This window comes from Mycobacterium colombiense, assembly GCF_001672755.1.
Lineage (GTDB): Bacteria > Actinomycetota > Actinomycetes > Mycobacteriales > Mycobacteriaceae > Mycobacterium > Mycobacterium colombiense_C.
In genome coordinates this window covers 1-15,250 of record NZ_LZKI01000046.1, presented here as the reverse complement: position 1 = coordinate 15,250, position 15,250 = coordinate 1, and the positions used below count along the sequence as shown (strand labels likewise).

Here is a 15,250-nt window from a genome sequence, read left to right as displayed (position 1 = left end):
TACACGCCCCCCACTAAAAGTTTGACCCCGAAACCCTTCTTACCGACATTTGTCTATCAATCACAAACCGGCGCGGTCAGCGTGTCGCGCAAACTTTTCGCCCGTATATCGGGCCAGGCTTCTTCGATGTAGTGCAGGCATGTGGCGCGGTCGGCTTCTCCAAAAACTACTCTCCAACCGGCGGGAATGACAGTAAATGTTGGCCAAAGACTGTGTTGTTCTTCATTATTGACCAAGACGAAAAAACGGCCATTGTCGTCATCGAACGGATTGAGCGGCAACGGATGGACCCCCTTACATCAACGACAATTTACAAATCACGCTGCGCGCACCGCGAGCGTCCTTGCAGCGCTTGAGGATTGAGCCGTCAGGCCCGGCCAGTATGTCGACCAGCTCCCACGCCGGAAATCAGCGTCATCGAGCTCGGTCGTGAGGGATGGCGCCGCAACATGATGGTGGCGGTACCCATTCCGACCCCTCGCCGACAGTCGCCGTTTACCAAGCAGCGCAGCCCATGCGCACTGCTACGACCATCGACGTCGCGATCCACGGTCGCCGGGTACCCATCGGTCGCTCCCCAAAACATCTGAATTCCGTTCTCACATAACCCGATCCGCGATAAATTCTACTGCCGCGCGATTGTGTTGCCGTGCAGCAAAAGACCGTGTTGCGCAGGTGTTGCATTAATCACTGCTTCGCGGGCGCATCTGACGCGTGCACAACAGTACCGGCGCCATGGTGTTGGCCGTTTGCCGAAGTCAACACGCAGAGCGCACCCGGATGATCACCCAATCTTTGCTTCTGACTTCCGGTTTCACCCGATGCGGACAGCGACCCGCTGGCAGCGCCTCGCAGCGCTATTCCGCAACTACAACACCATAAGGGTTCTAGCAGCGCATTCACGGATGTTCCCGCACAAGCTTACCCGCGTTCGCCCCGTTGTCGAATCCCCCACGCGCACTGTGCAAAAAGGTACGGGCACTTGCTAGGCATAGGCCGACGTCATCGCGGAAATCCACCGAGCCCTTCGGCGCTCATTGCTGCCGACACCGGCGCGTGTCGACCGCGGTGTCGGCGCCGGGACCCCATCGCCCGCTGGTCTCGTCGGGCGTGACCGTCGCCGGCTACGTTTGCCGGCTGGCCTTGTCCAACCCCCGGGCAGCCCGTCACGCAGGCTCGTTGTGATTGATCTCACGCGCCCTGGGCAAGCGCGGAATTCGCCAGCGCGCGCGCATCACACGAGCCCGCTAACGCGGCCACCCCGAACGCGGGGGCACCAGCCCGGTGGCGTCAGCTCGCGGATCCGCTGCCCAACTGGCCCGCGGAGCGGCCGGCGGCATATCCCGAATCCGTTGAACAAGATCAAATTTGGCGCACACAGCTGATTCATAGCCGGCTTTGCCGAACGATGATTTCGCGTTCTCAACGGGGTTCGGCGGCGTTTAGACGCAGGCGGTGTCGGGTAGTGCCTCGAACCATGTGGGGGTCGGTGCTGGGCTTGGGGATCCTGGCTGCGCTCAATCCTGTCCGTCTCGGGCTCGCCCTGCTGATGATCTCTCGGCCACGGCCCGGGCCGAGCCTGCTCGCGTACTGGCTCGGCGGGCTGACCGTGTGCATTCCCGAGTTGCTCATCCCGCTGATGCTGCTGAACTTCACCCCGATGTTCGGACACGTTGCGCACGGTTCGGCGTCCCCGTCGACGAGCTCGACCCTCAGCAAGATTCAAATCGGCCTCGGTGTGGTCGGCCTGTCGATCGCCGCTGTGATGACGGTGCGTTTCCTTACCCGCGCACGGACGCCGCAACCCGTGCCCGAGGACGAGCGCCCCCGGGAACTGTCGATGGTCTCGGGCGCGCCGATCGCGATGCCGCGGCTGCTGACCCGGGTCCCGGATGAGTCGACCGAGAACCCGCCGCTATTCCGGCGTCTGCTCGGCCGCATCCACAACGCGTGGGAGAGCGGGTCCTCGTGGGTCGCGTGGGTGATCGGCATGATCTCGGTGCCGGTCGACGGTGTCCTGTTCATCGTCGCGATCATCGCGGCCTCGGGGGCATCGGTCACCGCCCAGGCGAGCGCTTCCGTCGCGTTCATCCTCCTGATGTACGCCGTCGTCGAGGTCATTCTCGTCGGCTATGTGGTCACGCCGGCGAAGACCCACTCTCTCTTGCTCGTGCTGCACGACTGGGTGCGGACCTACCACCGGCAGATCCTGGTGGCGCTGTTCACGGTGGTCGGGGTGTCACAGCTGGCCCAGGGGCTGCACCTCCTCTAAAGCGGCCCACTAAAGCGGCCCTCTAAAGCGGCGCGGCCCTCAGCCCGAACGCGGCGGGCGCTCCGCCTCGACAAGGTGCTTGGCGATCTCCTCGACCCGGGTGTTGGTCTCCTGCGAGAGCCGCGCCAGCAGGCCGAACGCTCGATCGGCGTCGATGTTGAATCGCTCCATCAGCATGCCCTTGGCCTGGCCGATCGTGTCCCGGGACGCGATGGCGCGCATCAGTTGCCTGTTCTCCTTGGCCAGCGCCTGCTGCCGCTGCAGATACTGGCCGGTCTCCACCGCGCTGACGGCTTCAAGGGTGTGCAGCAGGTCCACCGAATCCCAGGCGACGCCGTGATCGACGTCGCGGGCCACCTCATCGAGAAGTTGCTTGCTTTTCGAGACTTCCGCCACGGTGTGCACCACCCCCACCAGCTCGCCGTGATCCAGCAATGGCGAGTTGGTGGGCCTCCACACCTTCGGGATGAATTCGTCGGGGTCGGCGGGATCGGGGATGTCGTATCGCTGCATCCGCATCCTGTGGAGACGGCCGCTGCGCATCGCGGTCTCCAGCGACGACGCGAGCTTCGCCGTCCCGTCGGCGCGCGGATCCCTGGGATTGTCCGGAAAGGCGTCGAAGAGGTACTGCCCGGGAAGTTCGCCGTGCTCGCGAAGTGTCACGCGCTCGTAGTCTTTGCTTGCCGCGCGGATCCGCAGATCGCGATCGAGAAGCAAGCAACACACGCCCGATGCACCTTGGACCACTTCTCGGGCGATCAATTTGAACCGATCCTGGTTGCGCATTGTGGGTGGCGCTTACCCGTTTGCCCCGGTGTCTAACCCACGATGAGCAGCAGGCATCGGAGGCAGCAGACTGCGCTGCAGCGTGATTCGACGGCTAGGCGGAGCGTCTCCAGAGCTCCCGGCGGTCACCGCGATCCAGGATCGCGGTCGCCAACCCACGTCGCTTCATGTCGCTTTCCCCGCTCGGTGATCGCCGGGCGGTATTGCGGAACCTGTGCTCGGACGCCGTCTCGGGTGCGTCGTGGGACGTAGCCGACAGAAGCCAGTCCGGTAGCGCCAATTTGCAGATCGTGCGCACCGTGAGCAGGTATTGGCGAAGCAGCGAACCGGTCGTGTAGGGCAGGTCGTAGGTGGCGCACACCTCGCGCACCCGTGCCGCGATCTCGCGGTAACGGTTACTCGGTAGATCGGGAAAGAGGTGATGCTCGATCTGGTAGCAGAGATTTCCCGTCATGAACCCCAATACCGGGCCGGCCTCGATGTTCGCGGTACCCAGCATTTGACGCAGGTACCACTCGGCCTGCGTCTCGTCCTCCAGCACCGATTCGGTGAACTTCTCCGCACCGTCCACCAGGTGGCCGCAGACGATCACGATGTAGGCCCAGACGTTGCGCAGGCCGTTGGCCACCACGTTGGCCGCGAGGGTGCGCCACCACCGCCGACGGCTCAGCGCCGGGAAGACGACATAGTCCTTACCCGCCTGGCGAGCCATCTTGCGAAGCATCGCCGTCTTGTGGGCGGATTTGGCGGCGTCCGTGGCTTCGAGTTCCTGGACTGCTATCAAGCCATGTATCGCGACGCCCCACTCGAAGGCCAGCGCCAGCAGCACCGCATACAACGGCTGCAGCAGCGCGCCGGGTTGCCACTGCTGGTCCCGGCTGACACGCATGATGCGGAATCCGAGGTCGTCGTCCACGTCCACGATGTTCGCGAAGACGTGGTGTCGGTAGTTGTGGGAGTGCTGCCACTGGGATGTGAGACCGGCGATGTCCCACTCCCAGGTATTGGAATGGATCTCCGGGTCGTTCATCCAGTCCCATTGACCGTGACTGATGTTGTGGCCGAGTTCCATGTTCTCGATGGTTTTGGCGGCGGCCAGGGCGGCGGTCCCGACGGCCCAGCCACACCTGCCCTTGCTCATGCCGATAGTGAGCCTGGCCGCGACCTCGAGGCATCGGTGAAAAGCGATGGCGCGCTTGATGTATGCGCGATCCTTGGCGCCGCGTGAGGCCTCGACATCGGAACGGATGGCTTCCAGCGCGGCCGCGAAGGCCTCCAGGTCCGCCTCGCTGAGATGGGCGTATTCGGCGATGTCGGTGATGGCCATCGGCGCTCAACCCGCTCGGCGCGCGCTGAGCGGCGTTTGTGCGGCACGCAGGCAGGCACGGTTTGCGAGCCGCAGCATTCTTTATTACGTCCGATCTATCGGTTCGTCGTTTCCGCGCACACGCACCCAGCGCGACGTCAGCCAAGCAGGAGAACCTCAACCGGTACAGCGGACCCGCGGCACCGAACCACAATCGATACCTTCGAACGCGGCCGCCAACCGTATCCCCCCACGGCCGACCTGAGCGACGCGACGGACAGGCCGCCTTGCGTCGAGCGACGATGCTACATGCCCCGCCAGTTTTCTCAACCGGCGGATGAACCTTCCGCCCCCGGACCAGTGCCGCACCCCGCAGACGCCTCGCTCCGACTGAACACGACCGCCTCGCCCGGAGCCGAAGCCAATAGGCTGGTGTTTTGGACACCGTTCGAGAGGTGATGACATGCCCGCACCGTCAGCCGAGGTCTTCGACCGTTTGCGTCAGCTCGCCGCGATCAAAGACATCACCGGACGCCAGACGAAGACGATCGACGAGGTCTTCACGGGCAGGCCGCTGACCACGATCCCGGTCGGCACGGCCGAAGACGTCGAAGCCGCGTTCGCCGAAGCGCGCGCGGCCCAGGCCGTTTGGGCGAACCGCCCGGTCACCGAGCGCGTCGCCGTTATCGCCCGCTATCGCGACCTCGTCGTGAAGAACCGCGAGTTCCTGATGGATCTCCTGCAGGCCGAGGCCGGTAAGGCCCGCTGGGCGGCCCAGGAGGAACTCATCGACCTGATGGCGAACGCGAATTACTACGCAAGCGTTGCCGCGGATCTGCTCAAACCCCACACGGTGCCCGCGCTGCTGCCCGGCATCGGCAAGACCACGGTCGGTTACCAGCCGAAGGGCGTGGTCGGGGTGATTTCGCCGTGGAACTACCCCATGACGCTGACCGTGTCCGACTCGGTGCCGGCGCTGCTGGCGGGTAACGCGGTGGTGCTCAAGCCGGACAGCCAGACCCCGTACTGTGCGCTCGCGTGCGCTGAGCTGCTCTATGAGGCGGGGCTGCCGCGGGCGCTCTATGCGATCGTGCCCGGGCCGGGCTCGGTGGTCGGCACCGCGATCATCGACAACTGCGACTACTTGATGTTCACCGGTTCGACCGCCACCGGCAGGCAGCTCGCCGAACACGCGGGTCGCCGGCTGATCGGTTTCTCGGCCGAACTCGGGGGCAAGAACGCGATGATCGTCACGCGGGGGGCCAACTTGGATAAGGCCGCCAAGGCGGCCACCCGCGCGTGCTTCTCGAACGCGGGCCAGCTGTGCATCTCCATCGAGCGAATTTATGTGGAGAAGGACATCGCCGACGATTTCATCGGCAAGTTCGGTGCCGCAGTGCGAAACATGAAGCTGGGCACCGCATATGACTTCTCGGTCGACATGGGCAGCCTGATCTCCGCGGGCCAGCTCGATACCGTGACGGATCATGTCGACGATGCGAAAGCCAAGGGCGCCAAGGTGATTGCCGGCGGCAACGCCCGGCCCGACGTCGGGCCGCTGTTCTACGAGCCGACGGTGCTGACCGACGTCACGCAGGAGATGGAGTGCGCGGCCAACGAGACGTTCGGGCCGGTCGTCTCGATCTATCCCGTCGCCGACGCGGATGAGGCCGTCGAGAAGGCCAACGATACCGAGTACGGGCTCAACGCCAGCGTGTGGGCCGCGTCCTCGGCGGAGGGCGAGCGGCTCGCCTCGCGGTTGCGGTCGGGGACGGTGAACGTCAACGAGGGTTACGCGTTCGCGTGGGGCAGTCTCAGCGCACCGATGGGCGGGATGGGCCAGTCCGGCGTCGGCCGCCGGCACGGCCCCGAGGGTCTGCTGAAGTACACCGAATCGCAGACGATCGCGACCGCGCGCGTGTTCAATCTCGATCCGCCCCTTGGCATTCCGGGGAAACTATGGCAGAAGTCGCTGTTGCCCATCGTGCGGACGGTATCGAAGCTTCCCGGTCGGAAGTGAGTCTCGTCGGCGGCCCGGCGATTTACGTCGCTGCATTATGCCGTTCGTAGCGTAAATCCGCGTTACGCTCGTCGATGTCAGCGGCACATCGCACGTCAGGAGCCCGCTATGAAGGCCGATGCGAAGCAATATGTGGAAGACGCTCGGCGGCTACGCGGGTACGCCACATTCGGCAACTTCTCGGTTGCTCAACTACAGCGTCTCGCCCGAGTGGCCCATCGCACTGCGACAACGGCGGCATTGCCGCTGATTCATGAGCAGACCCCGTCGGACTCCTGTTACATCCTGCTCAGCGGGGAGGTGGGCGTGTACATCGGCCGGGACCGTGTCGCCTCGCTGGGGCCGGGCGAGGTGATCGGCGAATCGGCGCTTCATCGTGGCAGGCTGCGTTCCGCGACCGTAACGACGATGGGGCCGGCCGAGTTGTTACGGATAGAACGCGACGACCTCGACGCGTTGCTCGGCGAGATACCGGCACTTCGCGAAATCATCGACGCGTCCGTCGCGCGACACGTACCCGTAGACCTGCCGCCGAAGCCAAAACCACCGTTCTCCAGGTTGGGCGCCTCGGTCCGCACCGACTTGGTCGAGCGGTTTGAGCAGGCCGCTGTCAGCGCCGGTGTGGACGTCGCGACCGCGCTCGAAGATGCGCTGACCCGTTGGATCGAACGGGACGGCACAGCGTAGCCCCTGCGTTCGTTGACCCCGATCTACTACCGGGCGTAGTATTCGGGCATCTCGCCACGCACAAGGGGGTGCAATGTGAGGTGGAGCTTCGCCCAGGTCGGGCTGGTGATCATCTGCGTTTTTCATGTCATTCAGGCGGTAATCGGGTTCATCCTCAATCCCAGCTTCGCGACCGGACCTGATGCGCCGACCGTGCAGCTGCTCGGCATGGACTACAACGGCTGGCATGCCGTCGCCGGACTGGCGCTGTTCGCGCCGGGGCTCGTGTGCGCGCTGCGGAAGTCGCTGGCCGTGTTGTATCTACTGCTCGCCGCGATAGCCGGTGCGCTGCCGGGCATTTGGGCCTTCTTCTCGCATCAGGTCGCGTTCGTGTTCAACTTCCCCAACAACACGGTTGACGCGGTGGTGCACTTGGTGACCGCCGCGATCATGGTTGCGGTCGCCGCCGTCCAGATCCGGATGGATGGTGGGCTTCGAAACTCGCTCGCCGATCTCCGGAAAGCACCGTAACGCAAGGCTTTTGAACTAGTCTCTAGTCGTTGCCGCCGATGGCGCCGATGCGCTCGCTCACCCGAACCAGCGCCTCGTCGAAGATCTCCACCTTTTCGCCGCGCTTTTCGTTGGCCGGCTGCGCGGAGCCGCGGGCGCCTTCGGAGGCCACCCGAGCCGCGCCCTGACGCCGCAACAGGCTGAAGTTCTTCTCGCGCGCTTGCCTCAGCCGGCTCTGCAAGTCCTTCAGCGACCTCTCGTCCAGGCGCGTGAGAGCCTCGGGATGACTCTCGCCGATCAACGAGCTTTCCTGCGGGGTCAGGTTCACGCGGTGGGTGCTCACGCCTAGATTCATATCCCGCACCGGGCGCGCCGACGCGTCGAACGCCGAACCGTCACGCCGGGGCCATCGCGAGTTCACATCTCCGGCCCGCCGCCGTCACACATGTCCAGCGCCTAGGCTTGCCGGAGCGGCTTACTCGAAGTTTGCGTCCTCGGGGTCTTCAGATCGCACGCTGCGGGTAGCCCGTCGGTCGAAGAAGGAGGTTGCGATGCCGCCGGGGTGGGTAGCCCGAATCTCTTTGGCACGACCAAAATGGATAGATGCCGTCTGAACAGGCGCCGCCCCCGCCGAAATCGGCGCCGGGCTGGTACCCCGACCCCGCCGTAGGCCACGGGCTGCAGCGGTACTTCGACGGCACCAGCTGGACCAGCGAGTGGGCGTTCTCCGCGGAGCCGCCGAAGAAGGGCCTCTCCGGGAAGGCGGTCCTGGCGCTGGCGGCGCTGTGCGTCCTCGTCCTCCTCATCCTGGTGGGCAAAAGCTGGATTTTCGACCCGAAGAATGCCGGCCACTCGACCCCATCGAGCAATTCGGTCGCGGCGGGCCCGGCGGAGGCGGCGCCGTCGACACCGGCCGGCCCCAAGAAGCCAGAGGGCGTCACGTTCACCACCTCTCCGGGCCCGACCGGCGACGTCGTCAACGCCCGATTCGCCATTCGTGACAACTACACCGAGCAGCTGATCAAAGACGGCGCCCGGCTGGACACCATCGACATCCTCAAGTACGCGAAAGCGACCTATCCGGACGCGTCCGCGGTGAACGTGCAGGGCACCTTCCCGATGACCGACCCGTACGGCAACACCTCGACTCAGGTGGCGATCGACCTCACGTATTCGAAGGCGACGCTGAACAAGATCAACTTCGATGGCATCAGCAAGGCCAGCATCTGGGAGATCCGCGATTCCGGCAATGTTCTTCCGGCCTTTCAGCCGTAGGCCGGTCTACTACTTCGGTGGGGTGCGGGCGTCCTCATAGCGGACGGACGCCACCATAGCCAGGGCGAGCAGGATCAGCACTGGCACGAACACCAGGGGGTACGCGGCGACCGCGGCCATGGCGATGAGCGAGCCCGGCACCAGCAACGCCATCGCGGCCGTCGGATGCTTCTCGCTCAGACTGACGATCCTGGCAGGCACCTCGAATGCCAGCGCGGCCTGCTGATACCGATCCGGCCGATCTGCGTCGTACGAGCAGCGGGTGTCTAAGCCGCAACCCGTGCAGTTGCGCCAATAGGAGTAACGGGTTTCCAGGCCGCAGCCCATGCAGGTGTGCGTGGTCATCGGAGGCCATGCTCTCATCGCGTCGGGTGGCGGTTGCGGGCGAGGGGGATCCCACCGCCTCCCCTCGATCGACACAAAGCGAGTAGCGGACTACTCATCCCAACTTCGCAGCCCGGCAACACAATCAAACGGTAGCCAGTGCCCCGACTCTAAGGGCATCCGACCACGCAGTCAGCGGGCGAGATGCCAATCTTCGGCGCGTCGCATCGCTCTGGGAAGGAGCTAAAAATGTCCATGAAACTCAGTCGGGTTCTAGCGATAGCAGCAGTCGCGGCTGTTCCTTTCGGGGCGATGCCGGTGATCACACCGGCTCCTGCCCAGGCAGGTCCGCTGTGCCCGCCACTTCCCGCCAACGTCCAAATGACACCCCGGCTTCAGCAGTTGCACGAGCAGTGTCTGCAGGCCGAGAGGAATCAGAACTATTGCGGTCTGGCAAGCGGATGCACTCCTGGCGATCCGTGCGTCGTTGGTTCGCCGATTGAAATTGCCGCATGTAACGATGCCCGCATGTCGGGCCAGCAGCCCCGCTACTGAGGAGCCCACATGAAGATCGCAGCAGTGGCTGTCTCAGCCGCGTTACTTATCGCCCCTCTGGCGGTGTCCATGCCAGCACAGGCTGACCCAGGTTGTACGCAGGTCTCCGGTCGTCTCAGCATCTGCCAAGACCCGAGTCAGTGGCCTTTGGTGCTGCCGGAGGGTTATTTGGGTAAGGCTGACCAGAACGGGTCGTGTGGCGCTTTTGCTGTGACGTGCAAACCGCCCTGCCACATGATGAGTCAGCTCACCGGGCAGTTGGTGCCCAACCCTCACCGTGGTACGGGTGAGTGGTGTAGCGACACGGGCCAATAGCAGATGCAACTCTCACTGCTGGCCGGCGGCATCGCGGCGGCGCTGCCCGTCGTCGGCTTCATCTGCGCGATGGAGAGCCACCGCTTCGCGGGACTCAGAAGCAAATTCGGCCCAGACCGACGATTCCATCGAGTTCAATTACGCAGGCCGCGACCTTTGCAAGTTCGACCTGGTGCTCGGATGGCTTTCGTAAGGGTGGGTCCTCAGCGGGGAAGCATTGGAATGCTTCATCGCGGGGCTCGTAGAGTTCGTCTCACCTGTGTCGGGCTGACAGGATTTGAACCTGCGACCACTTGACCCCCAGTCAAGTGCGCTACCAAACTGCGCCACAGCCCGCGCGCCGATGCGTGCACCGGCAGCAGGTCGAAAGCCTACCGCAGAGGACCCGGCACCCCGCCAATCGACCTTCCCCGTCGTGGCGTCGACTCCGGGCATCCCGGTAAGGATGGTGTGCTTCCCGAATACGCTAGCGCCGGTGCTAGCGCGTTTGAAAGTCACCTAATGCTCTGGACAGAGCCGAAAACCCGCTCAGCGCCGCCGCGCTCCCCGCTTTTCGCGCACCCGCACGTTGATCCGGATCGGCGAGCCCTCGAACCCGAATGTCTCGCGCAGCCGTCGCTCCAGGAAGCGCCGATACCCGGCCTCTAGAAAGCCTGTGGTGAACAGCACGAAAGTCGGGGGCCGGGCGGTGGCCTGGGTGGCGAACAAGATGCGCGGCTGCTTGCCCCCACGCACCGGGGGCGGCGTGGCCGCCACCACCTCTTTGAGCCACGAATTCAGCGGGCCGGTCGGGATCCGCGCGTCCCACGACGCCAGCGCGGTCTCCATCGCGGGCACCAGCTTCTGCAGCGCCCGCCCGGTCTTGGCGGAGATGTTGACGCGCGGCGCCCACCGCAGCTGCAGCAGTTCGCGGTCGATCTCACGCTCCAACAGCTCGCGGCGGTCTTCGTCGACCAGGTCCCACTTGTTGAAGGCCAGCACCAGGGCGCGGCCGGCCTCGATAACCATCGACAGCACCCGCTGGTCCTGTTCGGTGAGCGGGTCCGACCCGTCGATCAGCACGATCACCACCTCGGCCGCGTCAATGGCCGAGTGCGTGCGCACCGAGGCGTAGAACTCGTGCCCGCTGGCCTGACCGACCTTGCGCCGCAGACCCGCGGTGTCGACGAACCGCCACACCTTGTCGCCCAGCTCGATCAGCGAGTCCACCGGATCGACCGTGGTCCCGGCGACGTCGTGCACCACCGAGCGCTGGTCGCCGGCGAGCTTGTTCAGCAGCGAGCTCTTGCCGACATTGGGCTTGCCGACCAGTGCCACGCGCCGCGGGCCACCGGATGCGGGCGCCACCTCGGAGACCTCGGGCAGCGCGGCCAGCACGGCGTCGAGCAGGTCCGCCACGCCGCGCCCGTGCATCGCGCTGATCGCGTAGGGCTCACCGAGCCCCAGCGACCACAGCATCGCGGCGTCCGCCTCGGCCTTATCGCTGTCAACCTTGTTGGCCGCCAAGAAGACCGGCTTGCCCGACCGCAGCAAAATCCGGGCGGCGGCCTCGTCGGCCGTGGTGGCGCCGACGACGGCGTCGACCACCAAAATCACCGCGTCGGCGGTGCGCATGGCGACCGACGCCTGGTCGGCCACCAGCTGCTGCAGTCCCTTGGCATCGGGTTCCCATCCCCCGGTGTCCTGCACGACGAACCGGCGCCCGGTCCACAGCGCGTCGTAGGACACCCGGTCGCGGGTGACGCCAGGGATGTCCTGCACCACCGCTTCCCGTCGGCCCAGGATCCGGTTCACCAGGGTCGACTTGCCGACGTTGGGCCGGCCGACCACCGCGACCACTGGCGCCGGGCCGGCCTCCTCCTGTTCGTCGAGGCCCAATTCGACGGAATCCCAGTCGCTTTCGTCGCTCCATGTGCCGTCTTGACTCACCGAACCGCTCCGCTTCGCTGCTTGACCAGGTCTCGCAGGTGCGAGATCACCTGGGCCTCGGTCATCTCGCTGGTGTCCACGACCACCGCGTCCGGGGCCGCCCGCAGCGGCGATACCGCCCGGGTGGAGTCCAAATGGTCGCGGCGGCGGACGTCGGCCAGCACCGACTCGTAGTCGTCGGCCAGCCCGGCGGCCACGTTTTGATCGTTGCGTCGCCGCGCCCGCGTCTCGGCCGACGCGGTCAGGAAGATCTTCACGGGTGCGTCGGGCAGCACGACGGTGCCGATGTCGCGGCCCTCGACGACGACACTGCCCGGGCCCCCGGCCATTTCGCGTTGCAGGTCGACAAGCCGGGTGCGCACGGCCGGAACCGAGGACACCGCCGACACCGAGCCGGTGACCAGGTCGCCGCGGATCTCCGTCGAGACATCCTCTCCGCAAAGGAAATAACGGTCGCCGTCGGGGCGATAGTCGATCGACATCTGCACGGTTTCCGCGGTGCGGGCGACGGCATCGGCGTCGGCCGGGTCGATGTCGGCGCGCAGCACGGCCAGCGTCACCATCCGGTACATCCCGCCGGTGTCCAGGTAGCGCGCACCGAGCGCCTGCGCCAATCCCTTTGACACCGAGGACTTCCCGGTGCCCGCTGGGCCGTCGATAGCGATTACCACATCGCTCACAGGCCCACCGCTTTATACAGCTGGCCAATCTCGTGATGAGCCAGCGCCCGGAAGGTGCCCGGCCGCTGCTTGCCCAGCGAGACCGGCCCGATGTCGGTGCGCACCAACGACTCCACCGGGAATCCCGCGGCCGCCAACAGTCGGCGCACAATGCGATTGCGACCCTCGTGCAGCGTCACCCGCACCAGCGTCTTGCCCGGAATGGCGTCCACCACCGCGAACTCGTCGAGTTTGGCCGGCCCGTCGTCCAATTCGATGCCGGCACGCAGCTTCTTGCCGAGCCCACGCGGCACCGACCCCGTCACCGTCGCCAGGTACGTCTTGGGCACCTCGTGGGAAGGGTGCATCAACCGGTGCGCGAGCTCGCCGTCGTTGGTCAGCAGGATCAGCCCTTCGGTGTCGGCGTCCAACCGCCCGACGTGAAACAGGTTCTTGTTGCCGCGCACCTTGCGCTCGACCAGATCGCCGATGCAGGGCCGGCCGCGGTCGTCGGACATGGTCGAGTGCACACCGCGCGGCTTGTTCAGGGCCAGATACACCTGCGAGTCGTCGAGCACCACCCGGGCGCCGTCGACGCGGATCACCGCGGAGTCCGGGTCGACCCGGGCGCCCAGTTCTGTCACCACCTGCCCGTCGACCTCGACGCGGCCGTCGATGATCAACTTCTCGGCGGCCCGCCGCGATGCAATTCCGGCCTGGGACAACACTTTTTGCAGCCGGATCCCCTGAGCTTCTTCCATCAATCCTGGTCCACGTCGAACGTCAGCGACTGGTCGGACGGTTGACCGCCGGACAATTTGATGAAACGTGGCTCGCTGTCCAGGGATTCGCTGAGGTCCTCGATCGTGTCGACGTCGGGAAGCAGCGGCGCGATGTCCGGCAGATCTGCCAGCGAGGTCAGCCCGAGGCGCTCCAGGAACAGGTCGGTGGTGGCGAACGTCACCGCGCCGGTATCCTCGTCCACCCCGGCCTCGGTGATCAGGCCGCGCGTCAGCAGCGTGCGCATCACGGCGTCGACGTTGACGCCGCGCACCGCGCTCACCCGCGCGCGCGTCACGGGCTGGCGGTAGGCGACCACCGCCAGTGTCTCCAGCGCGGCCCGGGTCAGCTTGGACCGCGCGCCGTCCAGCAGCAGCTTCTCGACATAGGGCGCGAACCGGGCGCGGGTGTACATCCGCCACCCCTCGCTGTTTTGCCGCAGGTCGATGCCGCTGTCGCGCTCGGTGAGCTGCTCGGCCATCTCCTGCAGCTTGGTGGCGATCCGGTACACCGGTTGCTGGGTGGCCGACGCCAGCGCCTCGGCGGTCACCGGGGTGTCCACCACCAGCAGCAACGCCTCGAGCACGGAACCGAGTTCCTCGGCTTCCATGGGCGCGACTTCGGCGATGTCCGGGATGCCCACGTCGAGATCCGTTTCGAGATCGACGTCCGGCATGTCTTCAGTCACTTATTCGTCCCGCACTTCTACCAAGGCTTCACTGGCCGGACGTTCCCCGGTCCACGAGATTTGGAGCACGCCAAGCGGCTCTGACTGGTCGAATGCTACCGCCCGGGACCGATACAGTTCGAGCAGCGCCAGGAAGCGCCCGACCACCTCCATCGACGCCTCGCAGTCGGCGACCAGGTCGGAGAACGTCGCCCACGTCCCGCTGCCCCGCGCTTCGAGGATAGCCAGCAGCTTCTTGGCCTGCTCGGGCACCGACACCTGGACCTGGTGCAGGTGCGCGACCGACACGGTCGGGACGGGGCGCGGGCTGAACGCGATCGCGGCGATCTGAGCGAACCGTTCGGCGTCGACGCCGATCATCACCTCGGGTAGCAGTTCGGTGAACCGGTCCTCCAGCGACACCGAGCGCGGATAGCTGCGCAGCGCTGTGGCCTCGAGTTCGGCGAACATCTCGGCGACGTGCTTGAACGCGCGGTACTGCAGCAGCCGGGCGAACAGCAGGTCCCGCACCTCCAGCAGCGCGAGGTCCCCGTCGTCGTCGACCTGTCCGGCGGGCAGCAGCCGCGCCGCCTTCAGGTCCAGCAGGGTCGCGGCGACCACCAGGAACGCCGTGGTCTCCTCCAGCTCCAGCTGCGGACCGATTTCACGGGTGTAGGCGATGAAGTCGTCGGTGACCTGGTGCAGCGCCACCTCGGTCACGTCGAGGCGATGGGCGAAGATGAGCTGCAGCAGCAGGTCGAACGGGCCCTCGAAATTGGTCAGGCGGACCTGGAAGCCGTTCTGCTGTGGCGCCTCACCGGTTTCGGTCGCGTTCACGCGCCGAATCGGTCGATGAACTCACGGGCCAGCGCGCGATAGGCGATGGCCCCCGTGGATCGCGGGGCCCACGTGGTGATGGGTTCGCCGGCCACGCTGGTCTCCGGGAAGCGGACGGTCCGGGTGATCACGGTGTCGAACACCAGATCCCCGAAGCGCTCCACGACCCGGGCCATCACCTCGCGCGAGTTGACCGTGCGCGGGTCGTAGCGGGTGAGCAGGATCCCGCTGATCTCGAGCTTCGGGTTCAGCCGGTCGCGCACCTTGTCGACGGTGTCGGTCAGCAGCGCCAGCCCGCGCAGCGAGAAGTACTCGCACTCGGTCGGGATCACCACGCCGTCGGCGCAGG

General features: G+C 65.7%; 16 protein-coding genes and 1 tRNA gene. 5 read left to right on the top strand and 12 right to left on the bottom strand.

The window, feature by feature from the left end; all coding sequences use genetic code 11:
* Positions 1 to 56: 56 nt before the first annotated feature.
* Positions 57 to 281, bottom strand: coding sequence for an MbtH family protein (locus A5708_RS25990; RefSeq protein WP_081292836.1), 225 nt, complete (start codon positions 279 to 281; stop codon positions 57 to 59).
* Positions 282 to 1,477: 1,196 nt separating this feature from the next.
* Between A5708_RS25990 and A5708_RS06085 the strand changes: the two genes are divergently transcribed.
* Positions 1,478 to 2,272 (top strand): GAP family protein, encoded by a 795-nt coding sequence (locus A5708_RS06085; RefSeq protein WP_065027754.1) that lies wholly within the window; start codon positions 1,478 to 1,480, stop codon positions 2,270 to 2,272.
* Positions 2,273 to 2,311: 39 nt separating this feature from the next.
* Here A5708_RS06085 and A5708_RS06080 read toward each other — a convergent pair whose 3' ends face one another.
* A complete protein-coding gene (locus tag A5708_RS06080; RefSeq protein ID WP_065027753.1) occupies positions 2,312 to 3,058 on the bottom strand; it encodes an ANTAR domain-containing protein in 747 nt (248 codons plus the stop codon).
* Positions 3,059 to 3,152: 94 nt separating this feature from the next.
* Entirely contained in the window at positions 3,153 to 4,385 is a 1,233-nt protein-coding gene (locus A5708_RS06075; RefSeq protein ID WP_065027752.1) for a fatty acid desaturase family protein, read from the bottom strand.
* Between the two features lie 442 nt (positions 4,386 to 4,827).
* Between A5708_RS06075 and A5708_RS06070 the strand changes: the two genes are divergently transcribed.
* From A5708_RS06070 to A5708_RS06060, 3 genes are all read left to right on the top strand, one after another.
* A complete protein-coding gene (locus A5708_RS06070) occupies positions 4,828 to 6,384 on the top strand; it encodes a succinic semialdehyde dehydrogenase (protein ID WP_065027751.1) in 1,557 nt (518 codons plus the stop codon).
* Positions 6,385 to 6,492: 108 nt separating this feature from the next.
* Positions 6,493 to 7,071, top strand: coding sequence for a cyclic nucleotide-binding domain-containing protein (locus A5708_RS06065; RefSeq protein ID WP_065027750.1), 579 nt, complete (start codon positions 6,493 to 6,495; stop codon positions 7,069 to 7,071).
* A gap of 75 nt (positions 7,072 to 7,146) precedes the next feature.
* Entirely contained in the window at positions 7,147 to 7,581 is a 435-nt protein-coding gene (locus A5708_RS06060) for a DUF4383 domain-containing protein (RefSeq protein WP_064953314.1), read from the top strand.
* 22 nt (positions 7,582 to 7,603) lie between these two features.
* On the opposite strand, the gene A5708_RS06055 is transcribed toward A5708_RS06060, so the two are convergent.
* Positions 7,604 to 7,903, bottom strand: a complete 300-nt coding sequence (locus A5708_RS06055; protein WP_065027762.1) for a hypothetical protein — start codon at positions 7,901 to 7,903, stop codon at positions 7,604 to 7,606.
* Between the two features lie 260 nt (positions 7,904 to 8,163).
* Between A5708_RS06055 and A5708_RS06050 the strand changes: the two genes are divergently transcribed.
* Entirely contained in the window at positions 8,164 to 8,835 is a 672-nt protein-coding gene (locus A5708_RS06050) for a DUF2510 domain-containing protein (RefSeq protein ID WP_065027749.1), read from the top strand.
* 9 nt (positions 8,836 to 8,844) lie between these two features.
* Here A5708_RS06050 and A5708_RS06045 read toward each other — a convergent pair whose 3' ends face one another.
* The 8 genes from A5708_RS06045 to A5708_RS06010 all read right to left on the bottom strand — a co-directional run.
* Positions 8,845 to 9,180 (bottom strand): hypothetical protein, encoded by a 336-nt coding sequence (locus A5708_RS06045; protein ID WP_065027748.1) that lies wholly within the window; start codon positions 9,178 to 9,180, stop codon positions 8,845 to 8,847.
* 1,111 nt (positions 9,181 to 10,291) lie between these two features.
* Positions 10,292 to 10,365: transfer RNA gene (locus A5708_RS06040), tRNA-Pro, on the bottom strand.
* Between the two features lie 192 nt (positions 10,366 to 10,557).
* The gene (der, locus tag A5708_RS06035) at positions 10,558 to 11,958 is read right to left on the bottom strand and encodes a ribosome biogenesis GTPase Der (RefSeq protein WP_065027747.1); all 1,401 of its coding nucleotides are present in this window, start codon (positions 11,956 to 11,958) and stop codon (positions 10,558 to 10,560) included.
* Positions 11,955 to 12,638, bottom strand: coding sequence for a (d)CMP kinase (gene cmk, locus A5708_RS06030; RefSeq protein ID WP_065027746.1), 684 nt, complete (start codon positions 12,636 to 12,638; stop codon positions 11,955 to 11,957). The genes der and cmk overlap by 4 nt, the downstream gene beginning before the upstream one ends.
* On the bottom strand, positions 12,635 to 13,378 hold the full coding sequence (locus tag A5708_RS06025; protein ID WP_065027745.1) for a pseudouridine synthase: 744 nt from the start codon (positions 13,376 to 13,378) through the stop codon (positions 12,635 to 12,637). Before A5708_RS06025 ends, cmk begins: the two co-directional genes overlap by 4 nt.
* The gene (gene scpB / locus A5708_RS06020) at positions 13,378 to 14,085 is read right to left on the bottom strand and encodes an SMC-Scp complex subunit ScpB (protein ID WP_065027744.1); all 708 of its coding nucleotides are present in this window, start codon (positions 14,083 to 14,085) and stop codon (positions 13,378 to 13,380) included. The genes A5708_RS06025 and scpB overlap by 1 nt, the downstream gene beginning before the upstream one ends.
* Complete coding sequence (locus A5708_RS06015; RefSeq protein WP_065027743.1) at positions 14,086 to 14,901, bottom strand: segregation/condensation protein A; 816 nt, start codon at positions 14,899 to 14,901, stop codon at positions 14,086 to 14,088.
* The coding region (locus tag A5708_RS06010; protein WP_155765909.1) for a ParA family protein at positions 14,898 to 15,250 on the bottom strand (353 nt) is incomplete at its 5' end. The genes A5708_RS06015 and A5708_RS06010, both read right to left, overlap by 4 nt.